This window comes from Devosia alba (genome assembly GCF_039938915.1).
Lineage (GTDB): Bacteria > Pseudomonadota > Alphaproteobacteria > Rhizobiales > Devosiaceae > Devosia > Devosia alba.
This window is the reverse complement of record NZ_JBDUUI010000025.1, coordinates 1-21,658: the sequence shown is the minus strand read 5'-3', so window position 1 is coordinate 21,658 and position 21,658 is coordinate 1. Positions and strand designations below refer to the sequence as shown.

17 protein-coding genes are annotated in these 21,658 nt (G+C 63.6%); 3 read left to right on the top strand and 14 right to left on the bottom strand.

The features are described from left to right. A partial coding sequence (locus tag ABFY71_RS18250) for a hypothetical protein (protein ID WP_347947312.1) occupies positions 1–335 on the top strand: 335 nt, incomplete at its 5' end. 50 nt (positions 336–385) lie between these two features. Here ABFY71_RS18250 and ABFY71_RS18245 read toward each other — a convergent pair. The 3 genes from ABFY71_RS18245 to ABFY71_RS18235 are packed head-to-tail and all read right to left on the bottom strand — an operon-like array spanning position 386 to position 4,751. Beyond that, positions 386–3,577, bottom strand: coding sequence for an efflux RND transporter permease subunit (locus ABFY71_RS18245; RefSeq protein ID WP_347947311.1), 3,192 nt, complete (start codon positions 3,575–3,577; stop codon positions 386–388). Then, on the bottom strand, positions 3,574–4,554 hold the full coding sequence (locus tag ABFY71_RS18240; protein WP_347947310.1) for an efflux RND transporter periplasmic adaptor subunit: 981 nt from the start codon (positions 4,552–4,554) through the stop codon (positions 3,574–3,576). Before ABFY71_RS18240 ends, ABFY71_RS18245 begins: the two co-directional genes overlap by 4 nt. Further along, positions 4,551–4,751 (bottom strand): YgaP family membrane protein, encoded by a 201-nt coding sequence (locus ABFY71_RS18235; protein WP_347947309.1) that lies wholly within the window; start codon positions 4,749–4,751, stop codon positions 4,551–4,553. Before ABFY71_RS18235 ends, ABFY71_RS18240 begins: the two co-directional genes overlap by 4 nt. A 241-nt stretch (positions 4,752–4,992) precedes the next feature. On the opposite strand from ABFY71_RS18235, the gene ABFY71_RS18230 reads away from it, so the two are divergent. After that, positions 4,993–5,727 (top strand): class I SAM-dependent methyltransferase, encoded by a 735-nt coding sequence (locus tag ABFY71_RS18230; RefSeq protein ID WP_347947308.1) that lies wholly within the window; start codon positions 4,993–4,995, stop codon positions 5,725–5,727. Positions 5,728–5,748: 21 nt separating this feature from the next. Here the strand turns inward: ABFY71_RS18230 and ABFY71_RS18225 are convergent, their stop codons facing one another. The 11 genes from ABFY71_RS18225 to ABFY71_RS18175 form a co-directional block, all read right to left on the bottom strand. Next, a complete protein-coding gene (locus tag ABFY71_RS18225; protein ID WP_347947307.1) occupies positions 5,749–6,384 on the bottom strand; it encodes a ThuA domain-containing protein in 636 nt (211 codons plus the stop codon). Then, positions 6,381–8,027 (bottom strand): acyltransferase, encoded by a 1,647-nt coding sequence (locus ABFY71_RS18220; RefSeq protein ID WP_347947306.1) that lies wholly within the window; start codon positions 8,025–8,027, stop codon positions 6,381–6,383. Before ABFY71_RS18220 ends, ABFY71_RS18225 begins: the two co-directional genes overlap by 4 nt. Before the next feature lie 199 nt (positions 8,028–8,226). Next, a complete protein-coding gene (locus tag ABFY71_RS18215; protein WP_347947314.1) occupies positions 8,227–9,237 on the bottom strand; it encodes a hydroxyacid dehydrogenase in 1,011 nt (336 codons plus the stop codon). After that, positions 9,234–11,087 carry a DUF2264 domain-containing protein gene (locus ABFY71_RS18210; protein ID WP_347947305.1) on the bottom strand — a complete coding sequence of 618 codons (1,854 nt, stop codon included), beginning with the start codon at positions 11,085–11,087 and terminating at the stop codon, positions 9,234–9,236. Before ABFY71_RS18210 ends, ABFY71_RS18215 begins: the two co-directional genes overlap by 4 nt. Then, positions 11,084–12,208, bottom strand: a complete 1,125-nt coding sequence (locus tag ABFY71_RS18205; protein ID WP_347947304.1) for an ABC transporter ATP-binding protein — start codon at positions 12,206–12,208, stop codon at positions 11,084–11,086. The genes ABFY71_RS18210 and ABFY71_RS18205 overlap by 4 nt, the downstream gene beginning before the upstream one ends. After that, positions 12,205–13,227, bottom strand: a complete 1,023-nt coding sequence (locus ABFY71_RS18200) for an ABC transporter ATP-binding protein (protein ID WP_347947303.1) — start codon at positions 13,225–13,227, stop codon at positions 12,205–12,207. Before ABFY71_RS18200 ends, ABFY71_RS18205 begins: the two co-directional genes overlap by 4 nt. Positions 13,228–13,231: 4 nt before the next feature. Beyond that, positions 13,232–14,356, bottom strand: a complete 1,125-nt coding sequence (locus tag ABFY71_RS18195; RefSeq protein WP_347947313.1) for an ABC transporter permease — start codon at positions 14,354–14,356, stop codon at positions 13,232–13,234. Between the two features lie 14 nt (positions 14,357–14,370). Then, positions 14,371–15,360: an ABC transporter permease gene (locus ABFY71_RS18190; RefSeq protein WP_347947302.1), complete on the bottom strand. Its 990-nt coding sequence runs from the start codon at positions 15,358–15,360 to the stop codon at positions 14,371–14,373. 81 nt (positions 15,361–15,441) lie between these two features. Beyond that, positions 15,442–17,349 carry an ABC transporter substrate-binding protein gene (locus ABFY71_RS18185; RefSeq protein WP_347947301.1) on the bottom strand — a complete coding sequence of 636 codons (1,908 nt, stop codon included), beginning with the start codon at positions 17,347–17,349 and terminating at the stop codon, positions 15,442–15,444. 105 nt (positions 17,350–17,454) lie between these two features. Continuing rightward, positions 17,455–19,281, bottom strand: a complete 1,827-nt coding sequence (locus ABFY71_RS18180; RefSeq protein WP_347947300.1) for a heparinase II/III domain-containing protein — start codon at positions 19,279–19,281, stop codon at positions 17,455–17,457. Positions 19,282–19,489: 208 nt separating this feature from the next. Beyond that, complete coding sequence (locus ABFY71_RS18175) at positions 19,490–20,494, bottom strand: LacI family DNA-binding transcriptional regulator (protein ID WP_305583094.1); 1,005 nt, start codon at positions 20,492–20,494, stop codon at positions 19,490–19,492. A 372-nt stretch (positions 20,495–20,866) separates the two neighbouring features. Here ABFY71_RS18175 and ABFY71_RS18170 point away from each other — a divergent pair, with 372 nt between their 5' ends. Beyond that, entirely contained in the window at positions 20,867–21,622 is a 756-nt protein-coding gene (locus ABFY71_RS18170; RefSeq protein ID WP_347947299.1) for a serine hydrolase domain-containing protein, read from the top strand. Positions 21,623–21,658: the final 36 nt, after the last annotated feature.

Here is a 21,658-nt window from a genome sequence, read left to right as displayed (position 1 = left end):
CCAGCGGGGTGATCCAGGGATCGGCGGGCATTTCGGCCCCGGTATCGCTGAGTTTTATCAATGCCATGCAGCTGGAGCGCCGTGTGTTCATCAACACGGTATCGCTGCTTTTCGTGACCTTTGTTTCGGTGCAGCTTCCCGTGTTGGCCTTTGCCGGGATCCTGACCCCGAACGGGTTCATGCTCAGCTGCCTCGCCTTGCTACCCTTGCTGTTGGGCATGCCTGTTGGCTCATTTGTCGCCAGACACCTGTCCCGCCAGGTTTTCGACCGCCTGATCATGCTGCTGCTCGCTGGCCTGGCCATCCGCATGCTCTGGGCAGCGCTATTGCCCTGAACCCTGGCGCAAGGGCCCGCGAGCCCTTGCGCCAAATTGGAACCTGTTCGCTAGGTTCGCAGGACCCGATAGATCGCCGGGATCACCAGGACGGTGAGCAGCGTCGATGATGCGAGCCCGAACAGCAGCGATATCGCCAGGCCCTGAAAGATCGGATCGGTGAGAATCACCGCCGCACCGATCATGGCCGCAAGTGCGGTGAGCAGGATCGGCTTGAAGCGGACGGCGCCAGCCTCGATCAGCACCTCGGTCAGCGGCCGGTCCGGCGTGGCCGTGTTGGTGACGAAGTCGACCAGCAGGATCGAGTTCCGCACAATGATCCCCGCAAGGGCGATGAACCCGATCATCGAGGTGGCGGTAAACGGCGCCTTGAACAGCCAGTGACCGACCAGGATTCCGATGAATGTCAAGGGAATCGGGGTCAGAATGACCAGCGGTATCTTGAACGATCCAAATTGGGCGACCACCAGAATATAGATGCCCAGGATCGCCACACCGAACGCAGCGCCCATGTCGCGGAAGGTTACCCAGGTAACCTCCCATTCCCCATCCCAGAGCAGGGTCGACTTTGTCTCGTCCGTCGGCTGACCATGCAACGCGATCTCGGGTTTGCTCAACCCGGTCCAGTCCTGGGCATCAAGCGCCGCCTGAACGGCGAGCATGCCGTACAAGGGGGCCTCAAAGGTGCCCGCCAGCTCGGCCGTCACCATTTCTGCAGACCGCCCATTATGGCGAAACACCGGGTAGGAAGCGGTTTCTTCCTTGATCTGGACGACGTCGCCCAGCTCAACCACGCCGCGGTCGCCAGGCAGAACATTGGCCGGGATCGGGGTCGACAGGAAGCGCTCATCGATCACCTTGTCCGCCTTGTCGCGCTCCATGCGGATTGGAATCGGCGTCCGACCGCCGCCACGATGGGAATAGCCCACCGTGCTGCCGTTGTTCAGAATGGCGATGGTATCGAAGACATCGCCTTCCTCGACATGGAAAAAGTCCAGATTATCGGTCGAGATCGTTGTCCGGATCCGCCGGGCGGGCGTTCCATAGGAGTTGTCGACATCCACGACAAAGGGGACGGAGCGGAACGCCGTTTCCACTTTGGCTGCAACCAAGCGGCGTGTTTCGGCATCCGGACCGTAGATTTCAGCCAGCAAGGTGGCCATGACGGGCGGTCCCGGTGGTGGCTCGACAACCTTGAGCGAGGTGCCCGGCGGCGTTGCCAGCTTGGCAATGCGATCCCGCAGATCCAGCGCTATTTGATGGCTCGAACGCGCGCGTTCACCCTTGGGTGTCAGATTGAGCTGAACGTCGCCCAGTTGCGGTTCGGCGCGAAGATAGGAATGGCGCACCAGGCCATTGAAGTTGAATGGCGCTGCCGTTCCGGCATGGGTCTGGACCGACAGCACCTCCTCCATGGCGATCGCCACGTCGGCAACCGCCTGTGCAATGGCGTCGGTCGCCTCGACCGAGGCACCCTCGGGCAGGTCAATCGTCACGGCGAGCTCGGATTTGTTGTCAAATGGCAGCAGTTTGACCGTCACGTCCTTGGTGTAGAACAAGGCCAGCGACGCCAGGGTCAAGATGCCCACGACAATGAGAAAGCTCCAGCTCGCGGCCTTTGACGAAAGGATCGGCCGCGCCACCATGATATAGCCCCGCCCCAGCAAACCGCCCGGGCCGTGAGTGTTCTTGTGCGCATGAACGGGCGCCGAGCCGGCGACCTTGAGCATGAGCCAGGGGGTAACGATCACCGCCACGAAGAACGAAAAGATCATGGCCGCTGAAGCATTTGCCGGGATCGGGCTCATATAGGGGCCCATCATGCCCGACACGAACAGCATCGGCAGCAAGGCCACAACCACCGTAAGGGTGGCCACGATGGTGGGGTTTCCCACCTCCGCCACCGCTTCAATGGCCGCGCGGCGGCGGTTTCGTCCATCACCCATCCCCCAGTGGCGAGCAATGTTCTCGATCACCACGATGGCGTCATCGACCAGGATGCCGATCGAAAAGATCAGGGCGAACAAGGACACGCGATTGAGCGTGTAGCCCATCACCTTCGCAGCAAACAGGGTGAGCAGAATGGTGACCGGGATGACGACGGCCACCACCATGGCCTCGCGCCAGCCGATGGCAACCCAGACCAGCACGATGATCGACAGCGTTGCCAGCCCGAGATGGAACAGGAGCTCGTTCGCCTTCTCATTGGCCGTTTCGCCGTAGTCGCGCGTGATCTCGACCGCGACATCCTCGGGGATAAGGGTTCCCTCCACGGCTTCGACGCGGGGCAGGATGGCTTCGGCGACGGTGACCGCATTTGAACCCGCCCGTTTCGCAACGGCCAGGGTGACCGAGGGTGAACGCAGCGATGTGCCATCGGCGGCGCGCGTTACGGTCGAGACGTGCATGTCGGCGGTGTCCGTGACAAAGGCAATATCGGCCACGTCACGAACATAGACCGGCCGGCCATCCCGGGTGGTGAGCAGCAGGTTGCCGATCTCCAGGGGTGTCTGCAGGGTTTCGCCGGCAACGACCTCGATCTGCTGACCTTTGTCACGCACCAGCCCGGTGGAAAAGGACCGGTTGGCGCTGGTCACCTTGCCCGAGAGCTGTTGCAGGGTAACGCCATACAGCGCCAGCCTTTCCGGGTTGGGCGCAATGCGGATGGCTTCACCCGTCTCGCCCACGAGATAGCTCAACCCGACATCGTCCACCTTGGCTATCTCGGTGCGAAGCTCGCGTGCAATCCGTGTCAGATCATTGGGCGTCAGCCGGCCAATGGCCTCCGGCTTTGCCGATAGCGTGAGCGAGACAATGGCGACATCGTCGATGCCGCGACCGACAATCATGGGCTCGGGAATACCAACCGGCATGCGGTCGGCATTGGCCTGGACCTTTTCATGCACCCGCAGCACGGCGGCGTCCGAGGATGTGCCCACCACAAAGCGGGCGGTGACCATGACCGCATCGTCGCGCGTCTGGGAGTAGACGTGCTCGACGCCATCGATGCCTTTGACAATCGTCTCCAGCGGCTCGGTGACAAGCTTGACGGCATCCTCGGCCTTGAGGCCGGGCGCCTGCAGCAGGATATCCACCATGGGAACGGAAATCTGCGGCTCTTCCTCGCGCGGCAGCGTGACCAGCGCGACGAGCCCGACGGCCAGGGCCGCCAGCAGAAACAGCGGCGTGAGCGCGGAGCCAATGAAGGTCCGTGTCAGGTTACCAGCAATACCCAGCTTCATGGCGTGACGACCTCATCACCTGCCGCAAGCCCGGTCAGAACCTCTACGGCGTCGTCGTCATCGTCGCGCTGGGCGAGCACAACGGCGCGTTCGCTTGTGCCATCGGCAGTTTTGACCTGAACGAAATCAGTGCCAAAGCGGGTTGCCACTGCGACTGCGGGGACCATCAGCGCCTGGCGCTCGCCCACCGGCACGCGCACCAGAAGCCGGGCGCCAAAAAACGCCGTTGGCAGCGCATCGACCGCCACATCGGCCACCACACGGCCATTTTCGATCCGCGGATATATCTTGTCGAGCTGTCCCGTCATTGTTGTGGTGCCAGTCTCGATCTGTAGCTGCGCATCCTGCTTGAGCATGGGGGCGTGCCGTTCGGGAATGGCCAGACGCAGATAGATGCCCCCGCCCCCGATGGTGGCGATCGCCTCGCCAGGCATGACCACAGCGCCCTGGGTGACGGGCACATCCAGCACCGTGCCATCGGCCGGGGCAATGATCTCCCCTTCCGATTCCTGCTGCAGGACAACCTGGCGTTGGGCCTCGATAGCGGCGATCTGGTTGCGCACGACGTCGACCTGCGTGCTCAACTGGTCAAGACGCTGGGTCGTGGTGACGCCCCTGTCGACCAGCGTCTGCCCACGCGACAGCTCGGACTCTGCATTTTCCAACTGCGCCACCAGCGCGCCAAGTTGCGCCTCCAGGGCGGTGACCTGAAACGCGGTCTTGTCATCGCGCACTGTCCCCATCACCTGCCCGGCGGTCACATCATCGCCTTCCGTGACCGTGAGCGACACCAGTGTGCCCCCGATCCGGGCGCGTGCCGGGATGGAGTTGCGAGCCTCAACCTGTCCATAGACCGACTTCCACTCCGGCACAGAGACTGGCGCAAGCACCACTGAACCAGCATTGGCAGATCCCGGCAGCGCCAAGGCCAACAGGAAACCGAACAACAGCGGCGTTTTCATTTTCAAGGTACTCAAGACACGCCACCCGATTTCATTCCCAGTGCCTTGAAAACCCGCGTGGCAGGACAGAAGCCCGTGAATGCGGATTGTATGAGGTTGAACCCGATGAACACGGTGAACCAGAGGAAGTGCTGCGAGACAAATTCAGTCAGCAGAACTGACACCAGAATCATGGCTCCGGCGAACACCTGCACAGCACGACCCATCGACATTTTGCATCTCCGTATATTCGAATTTGCGAATGTATAGGGGGATTGTCGGCCGAAAGGAAGGGCATAACGACGATTTCCAGATTCCGGGCACGATTGCCTGCTGGCCAGATCGGCGGCATCCCGCACAGCATGATCACGCAGAGCGTCGATCCGCCTCCAGGATTCCGGTTTCAGTTGCGGCGTCTGGCGCCGGCTCCCCTCCCGGCATAGGCTACCGACAGACCCATCGATCGGCCTCAAGATGACAGCCTCGCTCTACCCCATCGGCTTCTACGAAAACCGTCGCGCCCACACCGCTCGCGCCGCCCGCCACATCCTTGGCAAACTGCCCGCCGGTCTGCCCCGCGCCAGCGTCAGCGACATCGGCTGCGGCACCGGCACCTGGCTCGCCGCCGCGCTTGAACTGGGCGCCGACACAGCCTTCGGCATCGAGGGCGACTGGGTCACGCCCACCATGCTTGATGATCCCCGCATTGCCTTTACCCCCCGCGATCTCGAGCAGCGTTTCACCGCCCCCCGCACCGATCTGGCCCTCTCGCTCGAAGTGGCCGAACACCTATCCCCCGCACGGGCCGCCAGTTTCGTCGCCGATCTCGTCGCCCTCGCCCCGGCAATTCTCTTCAGCGCCGCCATTCCCGGCCAGGGCGGCGTCGGCCATCGCAACGAACAATGGCAAAGCTGGTGGGCCGGCCATTTCGCCCGCCACCGCTATACCGCGCACGATGTCATTCGCCCCGCGATCTGGACCGATGAGGCGATTCCGGCGTGGTACCGGCAGAATGTGGTGCTTTATCTGAACGAGGCGACCCGCACATCGCTCGGCCTCCTGCCCGCCGATCCGGGCTTGCTCGACACGGTTCATCCCAGCTTCTGGGCCCGCGCCAATCGCGAACTGGCCTATGCCAATGCACTGCCGGAATCCGAAGTGCTGCGGCGCCAGACCGAGGCAGCGCAGCAGCAAGAGCACCCCACCTGAGAGGGGCCATCGACCGGGGCTTTACCTCGCTGCCCAGAGCAGCCCGCGCCGCAGGATTTCCCGCACCGGCCCATCGGCCAGCTCATCGGCTGTGTGCCCTAGTGAGGAATAGAACACCCGCCCGCGGTCATGCATGGTCGTGAACACCACCGGCATCACCACATTCTTGCGCCAGGGATGAAATTCCCCCGAAAACGTCGTCGTCGCCAGCACGTCGACTGCCGGATCGTAATTGAGGTAGTATTGCTCGCTCACATGCTCGAAGCTGTCGATCCCGGCCAGCAACGGATCATCGCCTATCTCCACCCGATAGGGAATGATGTTGCCCGGATGCTGCACCCAGTAAACGCTGGCCATGTAGCGGAACGGCACGCTGGAGCGGAACGTCGTCGCCAGCCCCATATGGTAGCCCGCCAGCCCCGTCCCCGCCCGCACCGCCGCGACCAGATTGTCCATCTTGTCGGGTGCCAGCACCCCATCGGTAATCACCGGCACGATGAGGTCATTGCGGCCGACATCTGCCGCGCCCAGCGCGTCATAGTCCGGCGTCACCGTCACCAAGAATCCCTCGGCCTCCAGCAGCTCGCGCACCACATGGGCGCCCCGCTCCGGCGTATGCAGCGCCATCCCGCCCCAGACAATCAGTGCTTTCTTCATAGCCCCAACCCCACCGCTTTCGTCCGATGCACCCCCTTGGGCACGAAGGCAAATGTATCGGCAATCCCCAGCAGCGCCGCCGCCAGATGCACCACCGATAGCCACATCTCCGTGCCCTGCAGACTCGGCGCCTGCCCGTCGGCAAAGGCAAAGCCCTCACCCGCCACCCAGCGCTCCTCGGCCCGGCCGATCACCGCATGCGCAATCGCCTCGGCCTCCGCCCGCCGATAGTCGGTCTGCCTGAGACACAGCAGCAGCGGGTGCACGGTATCGAGCAGGTTGCAGGCAGTATAGCGCGGCCCCGCAAACCCGCCATAGTTGCGATAGTTCAGCAGCATCGAGTCGATGGCCCGCTCGGCATTGGGTACGGGCAGGCCGAACTGGGCATAGGTGCCGCGCGTCAGTCGGTAAAAGCCATTGACCGGCTGCAACAACCCTTCGTCAGCGGTCGTCGAGCCCCACAGCCCGGTCGCCCGGTCCTGCTGCATCGCCAGCCAGCCGAACAGCGTCTCCCGCGCCCGCCCCGTCGTAAAATACCGCGCATTGAAATAGAGCGCCGTGCCGATGGCATCCACCGCCGCACCCGCCCCCCAGGCACGCTCGCGCCAGGTCAGCCCCTCGAGCCACTCGCACAGCGCCGGCGCCTCCAGCTCCACCGCCGCGATCGGGTGCAGCGGCTTTCCGCCCAGCGCCTCGATGGCATAGCCCACCGACAGCACATTATAGAGCGCCAACCCGTCATCGCGCAGTGCCCGCCCGGCCTCCACCGGCCGATATGGGTCGGGAAACAGCCCGGTTTTCATGTCCTGCAGGGCCTGTAGTTCGCTCAGCGTCGCCGCCAGGTCCAGCTCTTCGGGCATGGTGTCGAACCCCGCCGCCAGCTCGATCGCATCATTGCGATGCCGGGCGCTGCGCCGCACCTGTCCATCCGCCTCGCGCGACACATAGTCCCCACCCTCACGATAGGCCGCCAGCACATCCTGCACCTGCGCCCCGGCGGCCTCGCCTAACCGCGCCAGGATTGAAGCGCTGTCCTTCCGCGCCACCTGCCCGCGATAGCGCACCAGCTTGGCCGGCACCCCGCCGACGATCGCCATGGGCGGCACGTCCCTGCTCACCACCGCCCCGGCCGCGATCACCGCGCCCTTGCCGACAGTCACCCCGTCGAGCACCACCGCATTGGCCCCGATCCACACATCGTCTTCGATGACGATCCCGAGGCTTTCATGCTTTTGCATATGAATCGGCACGCTCGGATCGTCAAAACCGTGGTTGAACCCTACGATCGACACATGGCTGGCAATCCGCACCCCGTCGCCGCAGCGCAGCTTGCCAGAGATCATCGCATAGGGATTGACGGTCGTATGCGCGCCAAACTCCACATCGCCCCGCACCAGCGCATGCCCGGCGATCCAGCTTTGCTCTCCCAGCACCAGATGGCTGGTGAAAATGGCCGCCTCTGCCGCCACATAGGCAGTCGGATGAAAGCTGGCGCCCGCCGCTTGTGCAAGACGAGCCTGCCGCGCCCGATGCGCGGGCGACTCGATATCGGCTTGTGTGCGGTCCCAGGTCAGAAACTGCAGTCGCGCCTCGTGTTCGGCATGGCCCGTGACCTGGGGATTTTCAGCGATAGGCGGTTTCATTGCTCACCAGCTTAAATATCTCAGTCGACACCCTCCCCACCCGGGTCGCGGTCTGGCGCGCCCGAGTGCAGGCTCTTGCGGGGAGGAATCAAGGGTGGGGGGGGCGGTTAGCCCCGATATCGTGGCTCTCAACACCCCCTCCCAACCTCCCCCGTCGAGGAGGAGGTGCCGGCCGGTGGATGAGGCTGGATCAAGCCCACTATGCCAACCGCTCCAGCAGTGCCGGTTCGACCGCGAATTCCAGCGGCATGCCCATGACGAACCGCTCCACTTCCTCGATCGCCAACTGCCCCAGCCGCAGTCGCTCCGTGCCAACTGCCCCGGCAATATGGGGCGTAAGAAATACATTGGGCAGGCTGTACAGCGGCGATCCCCGGTCGGGAATCTCCGGATCGGTTACGTCGATCACTGCATGGATGCGCCCGGTCTGCAATTCGGCGATCAGCGCCGCCTCATCCACCAGCGCCCCGCGCGCCGTATTGATGAAGGCGGCCCCGTCCTTCATCAGCTGCAATTCCCGTGCCCCGATCATGGCCCGCGTCGCGGGCAGCGACGGCGCATGCACCGAAACCACGTCCGAACGGGCCATCAACGTGTCGAGGCTCACCAGTTCAGCGCCCGCCAGCACCGGATCGCCCATGCGCACAAACGGGTCGCTGACCAGCACCGTGAAGTCGAAGCCCGCCAGCATCGTCGCTACCTTGCGGCCAATGCGCGAGGCGCCCACCAGCCCGATGGTTCGATGGTAGTTTCCGATGGGCTCGTCCATCAGCGCATAGCTCGAGCGACGCCCCGGATCGGCCCGATAGCGGTCGCGCAGCTCGAATGCCCGCTTGTTGGCAAAGATGATCGAGGCCAGCGTATATTCGGCCACCGGCACCGCATTGGCATCGGCGGCATGGGTCACCCTGATGCCGGCATCATAGACTGCCGGGTCGAGCGTGTACTTCACCGTGCCCGCCGCATGCGCAATGAGCTTGAGATTGGGCGCCGCCCGCACCACGTCCGCCGTCACCGTGGGGCAGCCCCAGCCGGTGACGAGAATATCGATCTGCCCCAGCACGCCGCGTGCCGCCGGGCTATCGAACTCTTCCAGCGGCGCCGTCTGCACCACGTCGCAGATCCTGGCCAGCCGCGCCAGCGCCGCCGCGTCGAACACATGTTTGGTTTTGTCCGCCGCCAGGGCGAAGGCGAGTTTGGGGGCCATCAGAACCGCTCCGGCACCATTATGGCGCTGACATCGACGCCCTCGCGGGCAAACAGCGCCTCCAGGGCGGCGAGATCCGGGGGCGCAGGGGGCCGCGCCAGCAGCGCCTCGGCCTCCGCCCCCGCCGGCAGCGCCATCACCGCCGTCATCAGCACCGTGGTTCCCGCCGCGATATCGCCGCGCAATTGCGGCACGATGGTCTTGGAAACGATGAGATTGGTATTGGGAAGCGCCCTGTGCGCCCGCCCCTCGCGCGTCCCGCCAAGATCGACAATGGCGCTCACATCGGTCTGGCTTCTGGCCACCGCGCGTCCAGACTCGTCGATACAGCTATCGGCACTTGCATCGGCCCGACCAATGGCAAAGCCGCCTTCGGTGGCATGCAGCGCCCGCGGGGTCACGATCCGGTGCGCCCGCACATGCCAGCCATTGGCCGGAATGAGCCAGGTCTCGACCACGACATCGGCCCACGGCTTCCAGCGCGAGAACAGCGTGCTCTCGGCGATCTTCGCCACCTCGTTGGTTTCCCGCACCCGGTAATGCCGGCCATCGTCGGAAAACGCCAGCGCCCCGTCGAACGCGCCCTGGTGATAGGCGCGCTCGTCCACTTCCACCGAGAAACCATAGCGGCTGGAATAGACGAATTTGGCATATTTCTCGGTGCCATGGCGCATCTGCCAGTTCTGCTGCCCGCTCGACAAAGCCACCACATTGCCCTTGGTGTGCATCATCACCATACCGGGATGCTTGAGCGGCACCGGCTTCTTGCTGGTCACTGCCGGGGTTTCCTCGGCCGTCCAGAACGGATGATCCGCCGGCAGCGCCAGGGGCAGAAACGCCTTGAGCGCCCAATAGGGCGAGCCGGCCGAATTGTAGCTTTCGGACATGAAGAGGTCGGGATAGCCATAGCCGATGGAGAGAATGCCATCGCGGTTGGCGATCGGCTTGTCTGCCCACCAGCGCAGGTGGCGCATGAACTGCCCCTTGATCTCGCCCCAGGGCAGCGCCTCGAGGTCGGCAAAGGCCAGTGCACCCCAGAAGCCACCACAGGCAAAGCGATAGGTGAGGCTCCGCCCAAAGGCGAGTGTGCCGCCATCCTCGTCGAACCAGTGGCGAATATCCCTGGCGAAGAGCTGCGCCCGCTCCTTGTAGGCAGCGACGCGCGCCTCGTCGCCGCGCGCCAGCCTGGCATAGATCAGCCCATAAAAGTGCATGGCAAAGGGAATGTAGTGGTCGATCCGCCTGATATTGCCATCGCGATACCAGCCGTCGCCGAGATAGAATCCGTCCAGTTCCTCGAGATATTTCTCGGTCAGCGAGCGGTCGAACGCCACCCCGCATTCCTCCAGCCCCAGATCAACGAGGATGCGGAAGAATTTCCAGTTGTTGTCGGCATAGTCGAAGCTGCGGGCATGCTTGAGATATGTGGCCAGATTGGCCTTGGCTTTCTCGTCCAGCGGCTCCCACACCAGTTGCGGCACCATCCGCATGGTGAAGCCGATCGCCGCCAGTTCCACCATGCGCTGGTCGGTCGAATTGACGGTGCCCCAATATTCGGGATGCTCGGGGTCGGTGCCATTGGCCAGCCCGCGCCGATAGAGTTCCCAGTGCTCGAAACTGCCGCCGCCCGCAGCCAGCGGCGTCACGCCCCAGAGCGGGCGCGCGAACCCTTCGAGGTCCGCCGCCGCCCGGTCGAAATGCGCCCCCGCCGCATCCAGCCGCACCCGCGCGCCGCCGTCGGAGAAGAACGGCAGCAGCGGATTGAACAGGTCATGCAGCGCGTTTTCCACATCGGCGCGGCTCTTGAGCGGATTGCCATGCAGCGGATTGGCGCTCACTGGATCATAGGTCATTCAGGCAAATTCCTTGCGAACTCAGCAGTGGAGCCATCGCCCCCGCTTTGATGAACGTGTGGCCGCCGCGACGCATCCAGGCTCGCCTCCACGCCATGGCCGATGGGCGCGTCTTCATAGGCACCCTTCAATTCCAGCTTTTCGGCGAAGTGGCAGGCCGCTTCCTGCGCCGTGCCGTTGATCGGTCGCAGCGCCGGCTTGTCCTTGCGGCACACGTCCTCGGCATATTTGCAGCGCGTGTGGAACGGGCAGCCGGCCGGTCGATTGTCCAGATAGGGAATTTCCCCGCGCACCTCTTTTTTCCGGCCCTTGCGCCGGAGCGGATCGGCAATGGGCAATGCTTCGAGCAGCAGTTCGGTATAGGGATGGCGCGGCTGCTCGAACAGCATCTCGGTGGGCGCGTTTTCCACCACATGGCCCAGATACATCACCACCACCCGGTCGGCGATGTAGTTGACCACCCCCAGATCATGGCTGATGAAGATGTAGGTCAGCCCGAACTCGTCCTTGAGGTCTTCCAGCAGGTTCAGCACCTGCGCCTGGATCGAAACGTCCAGCGCCGAGACCGCCTCATCGGCGATCACCAGCCTGGGGTCGAGCACCAGCGCCCGGGCAATGCCGATGCGCTGGCGCTGTCCGCCCGAAAAGGCATGCGGATAGCGCCCGACCGCCTCGGCCGGAATGCCCACCTTCTCCAGCGTCGAGATCACCCGCTCCTCCAGTTCCCGCCCTTTGCAGATGCGGTGGATGCGCAGTGGCTCGGCGACGATGTCGAACACCCGCATATTGGGGTTGAGCGAGCTCATCGGGTCCTGGAAGATCATGCGGATATCCTGCCGCCACGGCTTGATCTCCCGCTTGGAAAGCGCCGTCAGTTCGACATCGCCGCCCGATGTGGGGTGATAGACCACCCTGCCCTCGCTGGTGCTTTGCGCCGCGATGATACAGCGCCCCAGTGTGGTCTTGCCGCAGCCGCTTTCACCCACAATGGCCAGCGTCTCGCCTGCTTCCACACTCAAATTGATATCGGTCAGCGCATCGAGCCGCCTTTCCGGCCCGAACCAGCCGCCCGAAAGCAGAAAGTGCTTTGAAAGATGCTCGACACTCAGCAATTTGCTCATGCTGGCTCCTCCACCGGCACGCGGGTCAGCAGATGGCAGCGCGCGTGGTGGCCATTGCCCACATCCGTCCGCGCCGGCCTGATCCTCGGGCAGGGCTCGAAAGCGTGTGGACAGCGGCTGGTGAAGGCGCAGCCTTCCGGCCGATCCTTGGGCGCCGGCACCGTGCCCTTGATTGGCGAGAGCCGCACCCGATCGGCCTTGCGCGCCAGCTTGGGAATGGAGCTCATCAGGGCCTGGGTATAGGGGTGGCTGGGCCGGGCGAAGACGTCATAGACGCTACCCTGCTCCACCACATCGCCCAGATACATCACCGCCACCTCGTCGGCGATTTCGGCAACCACGCCCAGATCATGGGTGATGAACAGCATGGCCATGCCGAAATCGGCCTGCAGCTGCCGCAGCAGGTCAAGGATTTGCGCCTGCGTCGTCACGTCCAAAGCCGTGGTCGGCTCGTCCGCAATCAGGATTTGCGGCGTACAGGCCAGGGCCATGGCGATCATGGCGCGCTGCCGCAGACCCCCCGACAGCTGGAACGGATAAGCATCTGCCCGCTCCCGCGCGCCGGGTATCCCCACCTGATCCAGCAGCGCCACGGTGCGCTCGCGCGCCGCCTTGGGCTTCAGCCCCTCATGGATGATCATCATCTCGTCGATCTGGTCGCCGATGGTATGCACCGGGGAAAGCGAGCTCATCGGTTCCTGGAAGATCATCGCAATCTGGTTGCCGCGAATGGCCCGCAGCGGCAGGCTATCCGGCTTGAGCCGGGCAATATCGGTCGGCGCCCGGCCCTCTGGCTCGAACCGGATTGACCCGCGCCGGATTTCGGCATTCTTGTCGAGCAACCGCAGCACGGCGCGCGCCGTCACCGACTTGCCGCAGCCGCTCTCACCCACCAGGGCCAGCGTCTTGCCTGGCGTCAGCGTCAGGTCCACCTGCCGCACCGCTTCAATATCGGCCTCGTCGGGCGAGGAGAAGCTGACGGACATGTCCTTGATGGTCAGGATGGGATTTTCGGCCATTGCTCTATCGCCCATGTGGATCGGCCGCATCGCGCAGCCCATCGCCAAAGAAGTTCATCGCCAGGATCACCACCACCACGCAGAGCCCCGGCGCCAGCAGCCAGGGTGCTGTGGCCAGCGTGCGGATATTCTGCGCGTCCTGCAGCAGCGTGCCCCAGCTGACGATGGGTGCCTGCAGCCCGAGCCCGAGGAAGGAGAGCGCCGTCTCCGCCAGGATCATGCCGGGAATGGCCAGCGTCGCCGCAGCGATAATGTGGCTCATGAAGCTGGGCACCATATGCCGGGTGATGATGCGCCAGTCGCTGGCGCCGTCGAGTTGCGCCGCCGTCACGAAATCCTCGGTACGAAGTGAAAGAAACCGTCCCCGCACCACGCGTGCCAGCTCGGTCCAGCCGATCAGCGACAGGATGATGGTAATGGCGAAATAGGTCTGCAGCGCCGTCCAGTCCTTGGGCATGGCCGCGGCCAGCCCCAGCCAGAGCGGAATGGTGGGCATGGAGCGGATGAATTCGATCACCCGCATCACGGCGCTATCGAACCATCCGCCATAATAGCCGGCAAAGCCGCCGATCACGATGCCGAAGAACAGGCTCAGCGTCACGCCCGCCACCCCGATCGACAGCGAAATGCGCGTGCCGTGGATCAGCCGGCTCAGCATGTCGCGCCCCAGCCGGTCGGCGCCCAGGATGTAGAAGGGGTCGCGCGGGTTCTCGACCCCCATCAGCTTGACCGACATGGGGATGAACCCCATCAGACTATAGGGCTTGCTTTCGACCAGGAACGACACCGGCAGGCGCAACGCCTCGTCGATCACGAAAGTCCGTCGCAGCGCCACCGGGTCGATCTCGGTCTTGTAGCCATAAACATAGGGCCCGAACTGCCAGCTGCCGTCCTCACTGTGATGCAGGAAATGCAGCCCCTGTGGCGGCGCATAGGTAAAGCGCGCGCTATAGGCGGAGGGTTCGACCGGCGCGAGGAATTCGGCCAGCAGCGCCACCAGATAGAAAAGGCCCGCCACCCACAGGCTCACCACCGCCAGCTTGTGGCGCCGGAAGCGACGCCACATCAGCCCGAACTGGCTTTCGCGGCGCGGGCGGGGGATTGCGGCAGGTGCGATGGCAATCGGCATGGTTTCCACGGCCATTACTTGCTCCCGTAACGAATGCGCGGGTCGATGAGGGCGAGCAGAATGTCAGAGATCACCGTGCCGATGACGGTCAGAACACTCAGCAGCAGGATGATCGCCCCCGCCAGATACATGTCCTGCGTGGTCAGCGAGCGCAGCAGCATCGGGCCGGCTGTGGGCAGGTTGAGCACAACCGAGACGATGACCGAGCCCGAGACCAGCGCCGGCAGCAGCCAGCCGATGGTTGAGATCAGGGGATTGAGCGCCAGTCGCACCGGATATTTGAGCACCACCTTCCATTCCGGCAGCCCCTTGGCCCGGGCGGTGGTGACATAGGGCTTCTGCAGTTCATCGAGCAGGTTGGCACGCAGGATGCGGATGAGTTCGGCCGTACCTGCCATCGCCAGCACGAGCACCGGAGCCCATGCGTGGCTGAGGAAATCCCAGATGCGCGGCAGGCTCCAGCGGGCATTCTCGAATTCGGGCGAGAACAGGCCGCCCATCGTGGTGCCGAACCAGATATAGGCCAGGTACATCAGGATCAGCGCGAACAGAAAATTGGGAATGGCGAGGCCGACAAAGCCGCCAATGGTGGCGAGGTAATCGCCTAGCGAGTATTTGCGCACCGCCGCATAGATGCCGATGGGCAGGGCGACCAGCCACATGACCATCACCGCCATGCCTTCGATCATCAGGGAATTGCCCAGCCGACCCCAGATCAGCTCCCATACCGGACGCTTCCATTCGAAGCTGTGGCCGAAATTGCCCTGCACCACGCCGGTGATCCACTTCCAGTATTGCACATAGAAGGGCTCTCCCAGGCCATACTGGGAGCGCAGGTTCTCGATGACCCGCGGATCGACCTGGTCACCGGTTGAGGCAAGCTGGGCGATATAGCTGGTGAGGTAATCGCCTGGCGGCAGCTGGATGATGGCGAAGGCCACGATGGATACCGCCACCAGTGTCAGCAACATGGCGATGATACGTTGAACGATGAAGCCGGCCATGGCGATGTCTTTCCCGGAATTCTGGAAGTTCCCCCCGCGACGGCGGACGCCGCGAGGGGACGAAGCGGAGGGAGGTGCCGCTTACTCGAAGTACCAGGTCACCGGGTCCATCGGTGCCGGCGTGGGGAACAGCCAGGCATTGAACATGGATTCGGGCACGTTCTTGAGGTTGTTCCGGATGATCGAATAGGAGTTGGGCGACAGGCTCACCCCGATCACCGGGAATTCTTCCTTGGTGATGGCGAGGACCTGGCGGAACAGCTCGGCGCGTTGCTCGGGATCACCCGAGGCACGGACCTGGTTGTAGAGCTCCATCTGCTGCTTGGCCCAGGCGACCGGCTCTTCGGCAATTTCGGGACGTGTGCCGTTGAACCACTGTGCCCAGCGATAGGCCCAGACCGATTCATCGCTGAACGGGAAGTAGTAGCGTGGCTCCTGCAGCGCCTCGATGCCGCCGTCACCCGCCCAGACCTGGGCGTCGAACTCACCGGCCGGGCGCTTTTCGTAGAACAGCGTGCGATCGATGCTGTTGATTTCGAGATCGATGCCCGCCGCAGCCAGCTGCAGCTGCATGATTTCGAGCATGTCGACCCATTCCGGACGCAGGGCGGTAATCATGTCGACGGTGATCGTCGCCGGTTTGCCGTCGCTCATCAGGTAGATGCCGTCGCCGTTCCGCTCGGTCAGGCCCGCAGCCTCGAAATGCTGGGCCGCCAGGTCCGGATCGAACTCGGTATATTGCTTGGCCAGTTCCTCGTCGTAGAACTGTGATTCCGGGCGCGGCGCGACCTGGAAGGGTTCGCCCTGCCCGGTAAACACCACATCGATGATCTCCTGCCGGTCGATGGCGTGGGAAATGCCGATGCGGAAGTCCTTGTTGTTATAGAGCTCGCGTTTGACCGGATCGAGATGGTTGAGATTGAGCTGCAGCACCAGCGTATTGGATGCCGAGGGGATGACCTCGCCCAGGTGGTAGCCACCCGCTTCCTGTCCATCGAAGAACAGCGGCTTGTTGGTATTGGTGGCGATATGACGCTCCTGGAAGTCAATCTCGCCATTGAGCGCAGCCAGCGTCAGCTCCTCAACGCCGCCCTGGCTCACGCGCATATCGAGCGCGTCGATATAGGGCAGCTGGTTCCCTGCGCTATCGGTCTTCCAGTAATAGGGATTGCGCTTCCAGGTGACGCGCTGGGCATTGGCATTCAGCGGCGTCTCGATCCCCCAGGCATAAATGCTCGGTAGCTCGGGATTGGCGAAGCGGATGGTCTCCCAGCCCCAGGCGCAGCGATCCTGCAGATAGAGCGCCCAGCCGTCAAAGCCGGCCGCCTGCGCGTCGGCATCGGCATTCTCGTTATAGGTCGGGTGGAACTGGCTGCAGTATTTCTTCTGCAGCGAGGTGATGTGGACGCCGTCCGTCGAGGCCAGCGTCTCCATGAACATGCCGTTCGGCTTGCCGAAGGAGAAAGTGAAATTGTAGTCGTCGGCCACGGTCAGCGTGACCGGATTGTTCTTGTTGTCGATCCAGCTGCCGGCCGCATAGTCCGGGTCCTGATACATCTCGACGGTAAAGGCGATATCCTCGGTGGTGAAGGGGGTGCCGTCGCTCCACTTCACGCCTTCGCGCAGCTTGAAGCTGTATTCGGTGGCGTCGGCATTGACCTCCCAGCTTTCGGCCAGGTTGGGTATTGCGCCGGCCCATTGGTGGTCGTAGCGAACCAGTCCCTCATAGGCGACGGTCTTGACGATAAGTCCGTTATCACCGCCGCCATTCAGGCCCATGCGCCAGGTGCCGCCATACTGGCCTGCACTTGCCCCCTCCACCACCAGTGGATTGGCCGGCAGGCGCTCGGCCACGGGCGGCAAAGTGCCGGCCGATACCAGATCGTCAAGCATGGGCGATTGCTGTTGGGCGATCGCCGGCAGTGCCCCAGCCATCATGGCCGCGAAAACCACCGCTCCGGTCACCCCGAAGACGTTGTCTTTCCTCATCTTAGTCCTCCCTGTGCCGGAGCATGGTCCGGCGGTTGCATCTGGCTCCGGCTGTTCCTCCCGGCCGGCGCCGCGATAGTCCTGCTCAATGAGCGATACCCGCGCTCATGCGAGCGGCGAGATGGTGAGCGCAAGGCGCCCCTCCCGGCTCCGCTGCCGGGGTGTGAACACCACGCGAATAAGGTCGATGGCGGGCTGGTACTGCTTTTCCACCCGCTCATGCCGGTCGAGGCAAACCTCGAAATCACGGGCGTCATAGTCGACACTGACGCCGCCTCCGGCCTCGCCGATGGCCACCCGCCCTTCGCCGGCGGACACGGCCATGGGCGTCACCAGCACCGACTGGAACTGGCCGTCATCCCCGGCAAAGGCAAAACTGTCTTCGAGCAGCACGCGGCCATTTTCTGCCGCACGATCAAGGCTGAGGCTGCGCCGCAGCGACGTAAGACCCGCCGCAGCCGGATAGGCTGCGGCCATGTCCAGCTCCAGCCTGTCGCTCGCCGCACTATGGGAATGGTGCAGCACGCGGGCGCCATGATGGCGCCCCTCGGCCTGTTCATGGCCGTTGACCACGGGCACTGAATGGCCGCGCGAGGAAGCCATGAGATTGTCGTAGCGTTCGGGTCCGAAATAGGCCTTGGAATAGCGGCCCCGGCCCGGATCGGTCAGCACCACCTTGCCGCCACTGACCACCATGAACGAGCCGATATCGTTCTGGTTGTGCATCTCGTCATTGTGCCCGCCCTTGACCGCCAGCCGCAGCGACTGGGAATCGGCGGGATCGAGACGGGCGATCATCCAGGCCATATCCGCGAACCAGTCATGCGCCGTGCCGCCAAAGGCCAGGTTGGTTTCGGGGAGCGGCCAGGCGAACTGCCGCAGGGGCCAGGCGAACTGGTTGAAATGCTCAACCGCGAAGTCGTTGCGCATGCCCAGTTCGGTCAGCGCGGGCACGTCCAGCCTTTCGGCAAGATGCGACAGCAGGCCGGGCGGAAAGGTGGGATTACTGTCAGAATCCGAAAAGCTGGCCCACACGCCCTGCGTCAGCACCGTCCGCACCGGGAATTGCGCGATTTCCCGGACCAGCGGATCGGCCAGCAGGTTGATCTGCCCGCCCGTCCGCGCCTGCAGCAGATGCGCCAGCACGACATAATTGCCAAAGCCATAGGACCAGTAATCGGGGCCCTCGGTCGAGCCGCCCTGGCTGTCAAAGGTTTCCAGATAATCGGCGAGGCTATGGAGGCCCCGCGTGATGATCGCGGCCAGCCGGTCCAGATCGGCCTCGAGGTAGCAGGCGGCGCCGACCACGCCCGCCACGCAGACCGCAGTCCAGTTGTTGACCTGCTTTTGCGGCGTCGTATGCAGCCACCAGTGATCATTGCGCTCGAGAAATGGCGCAATGGCGCGGCGCTCGACTTCGCTGCGGATGCGGGCCCGCAGCTGCGGCGAGAGCGCCTCGCCCAGCAGATAGTTCGCCTCCGCCAGGTCCAGCGCCGTCATCGCCGCGGCCAGGTCGAGCGTTGGCCGATCGGGGAAATCCAGCGTCCTGGCATGGGCCGGCCAGGCCCAGTTGGTTTCCTCAAGCCGCGCCCAGAGCAGGTTTTCCGCAGCGGCACGGAACTCCCCCTCACCGCCCAGCCACTCAGCCAGCACCAGCCGATAGAGCATGTTGCGGCGCCGGCGCTGGGCGTCTTCATAGCCCTCGCGCCGTCCGGTCCTGGCAAAATCGAGATAGAGTTCGGCCGGCAGCGCCGGCATGGGCGCGACAACATCCGCCCGCGCCGCCGCGCGCAGCTGGTCGATACCCTCATTGCCCACCTGCGCCCGGATGGCGGCAAGGTCAGGCAGGCTGTGGCGCGGGAACGGCGCAAAGGCGGGGGCGCCCTCGAGCACCAGTCGCACATGTTTGACGTTCCAGCGACGCAGATCCATCCCGACTCCCTTGCGGCCATGCTCTGGCCGGTGTTTCGTGAGGCATCTGAAAGCTAGGCGAGTTTTTGCGCAGTCGCAAGTAATTTGCGTAAATCACGCAAGTTACGCAAATTTGTTCATTTTGCATCGCGACGGCAATGACATAGGCTGGGTAAAAACCGGCGAGATGCAGGATATCCCCACCATGCCCGCCCTGTTCTTTTAGGATTCAGACCGAAAAGACCGTCTCGCCCTCGACCATGGTGACGCCGATTTCCAGTTGCTGCACCGCGGTCTCGCCGTCCATATGCTCGACCAGCAACCGCACAGCCCCCCGCCCGATCGCCTCGCGATCCACCCGGGTCGTGCTCAGCCGCGGCGTCGCCATGCTGGCCAGCGGCAGGTCGTCGAAACCGATAATCGAGAAATGCCGGGGTAGCGGGCTATCGGCGCCATAAATGCCTTCCAGCATCTCTACCGCCGCGATGTCGTTCCAGATGAAGGCAGCTGTGATGTCATGCTTGCCGGCCAGGATATCGCCCAGCAATTCCTTGGTATGCCGCTCATCGGTATTGACCAAAGTCCCCACCGCCCCGGGCGTTCTGGCGATAGCCGTCTCAAACCCCCGCTGGCGTTGACGAATTGTCGGTCGGTAAAGATGCGTATAGTGCAGGATGCGCCGATGCCCCGCATCGAGCAGCCGCTGGGTGGCCATGAAGGCCCCGTAGAAATTGGCCGGCGACACCGAGCTCACCCGCATATTGGGGTCGCTGCCATTGACCAGGACCATGGGCACTTCAGCCTCGGCGGTCCAGGCGGCCAGCTCATCCCACGCATCGATCCCCGCCAGCAGCAGCCCCCCGGCATCGGCCTGGGCAATCTGTTTCTTGATCAGATCCAGCGTCACCGCCGACTCATTCACCAGCCGCACATCGAGCGCCATCCCGGCCAAGGCCGCCTGCGCCCGCATGCCCTCGACAATACCGAAATAGAACCCGCTGAGCCCGCTCGTAGCGCTGCCCAGCGGCACCAATGCCACCGCCCGCCTGTCGCCACTCACCGCGGCCATGCGATGCTTGGATTTATATCCCAGCATCCGCGCCATCCGCTGGACATCGCGACGCACGGCGTCGCTGATACCGATCTCATTGGCGAGCGCACGCGACACCGTGCTCACCGAAACCCCGAGGCGTTCCGCGATATCGGCCTGGTTTGCGCGTCTCTGGAGTGCCACTGCTTCGCCTCGCTTTGCTACCAACGCAATATTTGCGTTTTTTGGGCAAAGCAAGCCCCGAGGCGGCTTGTACCATGGCGGAAAGCGCCTTCCCGGCCAATCCATCGGCGCTCGATCCTGAACGACGCCGCCGCCCAAGTGGTTGTTTGCCTCGTATTCGACCTGGTCTAGTGGCAGCCGGCACCCGAGCTGAGCTGAGCTGAGCTGGGCGTTTCCATGCACACTTTGCCAGCGGCAGATCTTTGCGAACACGCTATAGGGCCAACACTTGAGTGTCTGGGGGTTATCCCCCGCATTCCCGGGGGGGCGCGCCCTGTTCCACGATCGCATCGGCTGGCCGACTATGAAGCCACCGAACAAAGAGGTTTCAAGATGAGAAGACTGACCACGCTCGTCCTGCTGGCGATGACGTTGACCGGGCCAACCCTGGCGCAAGAAGCTGGGTTGCCCCTGCCAGCCGAACCCGCGGCCCATGGCCTGGAACGGGCAGATCTCGAGTCCTGGCTCGATGGGATCGTGCCCTATGCCTTGCAGGCCGGCGATATGGCGGGTGCTGTTGTGACCGTCGTTGCGGATGGCGAAGTCCTGGCGACCAAGGGCTATGGCGATGCCGACGCTGCAACCGGCAGGCCGGTAGACCCGGAGCACACGTCGTTCCGCGCCGGCTCGGTGTCCAAGCTCATGACCTGGACCGCCGTGATGCAGCTCGTTGAAAGCGGAACGCTCGACCTCGACACCGACATCAACACCTATCTCGACTTCACCATTCCGCTCTTCGAGGGGCAGCCGATCACCCTGCGGAACATCATGACTCATACTGCCGGTTTTGAGGAACAGCTCAAACACGTGATTGCTTTCGACCCGCAGGACGCGGTGCCGTTTGAGGAGCTCGTGCGTGACTTCATTCCAGCGCGCATTTTCGCCCCTGGCACCACACCTGCCTATTCCAACTACGCCACGGCGCTGGCCGGCTACATCGTCCAGCGCGTCACCGGACAGTCGTTCGGCGAATATGTCGACGAGAATATCTTCACCCCGCTCGGCATGGAAAGCACGACATTCTCGCAGGAACTGACCGAAGCGCAGCTTGCCAACCTGTCCAATGGTTATGCTGTTGATTGCCACTGAGATCTGACCCTCTGAGGGCGTAAATTTTCACTGAGA

What these genes read in the sequence shown, in the direction of transcription:
- ABFY71_RS18235 (WP_347947309.1), bottom strand. Translation starts at nt 4,751, where the DNA reads ATGTCGATGGGTCGTGCTGTGCAGGTGTTCGCCGGAGCCATGATTCTG.
- ABFY71_RS18170 (WP_347947299.1), top strand. Translation starts at nt 20,867, where the DNA reads ATGAGAAGACTGACCACGCTCGTCCTGCTGGCGATGACGTTGACCGGG.
- ABFY71_RS18210 (WP_347947305.1), bottom strand. Translation starts at nt 11,087, where the DNA reads ATGACCTATGATCCAGTGAGCGCCAATCCGCTGCATGGCAATCCGCTC.
- ABFY71_RS18195 (WP_347947313.1), bottom strand. Translation starts at nt 14,356, where the DNA reads ATGCCGATTGCCATCGCACCTGCCGCAATCCCCCGCCCGCGCCGCGAA.
- ABFY71_RS18190 (WP_347947302.1), bottom strand. Translation starts at nt 15,360, where the DNA reads ATGGCCGGCTTCATCGTTCAACGTATCATCGCCATGTTGCTGACACTG.
- ABFY71_RS18225 (WP_347947307.1), bottom strand. Translation starts at nt 6,384, where the DNA reads ATGAAGAAAGCACTGATTGTCTGGGGCGGGATGGCGCTGCATACGCCG.
- ABFY71_RS18230 (WP_347947308.1), top strand. Translation starts at nt 4,993, where the DNA reads ATGACAGCCTCGCTCTACCCCATCGGCTTCTACGAAAACCGTCGCGCC.
- ABFY71_RS18220 (WP_347947306.1), bottom strand. Translation starts at nt 8,027, where the DNA reads ATGAAACCGCCTATCGCTGAAAATCCCCAGGTCACGGGCCATGCCGAA.
- ABFY71_RS18200 (WP_347947303.1), bottom strand. Translation starts at nt 13,227, where the DNA reads ATGGCCGAAAATCCCATCCTGACCATCAAGGACATGTCCGTCAGCTTC.
- ABFY71_RS18180 (WP_347947300.1), bottom strand. Translation starts at nt 19,281, where the DNA reads ATGGATCTGCGTCGCTGGAACGTCAAACATGTGCGACTGGTGCTCGAG.
- ABFY71_RS18185 (WP_347947301.1), bottom strand. Translation starts at nt 17,349, where the DNA reads ATGAGGAAAGACAACGTCTTCGGGGTGACCGGAGCGGTGGTTTTCGCG.
- ABFY71_RS18205 (WP_347947304.1), bottom strand. Translation starts at nt 12,208, where the DNA reads ATGAGCAAATTGCTGAGTGTCGAGCATCTTTCAAAGCACTTTCTGCTT.
- ABFY71_RS18245 (WP_347947311.1), bottom strand. Translation starts at nt 3,577, where the DNA reads ATGAAGCTGGGTATTGCTGGTAACCTGACACGGACCTTCATTGGCTCC.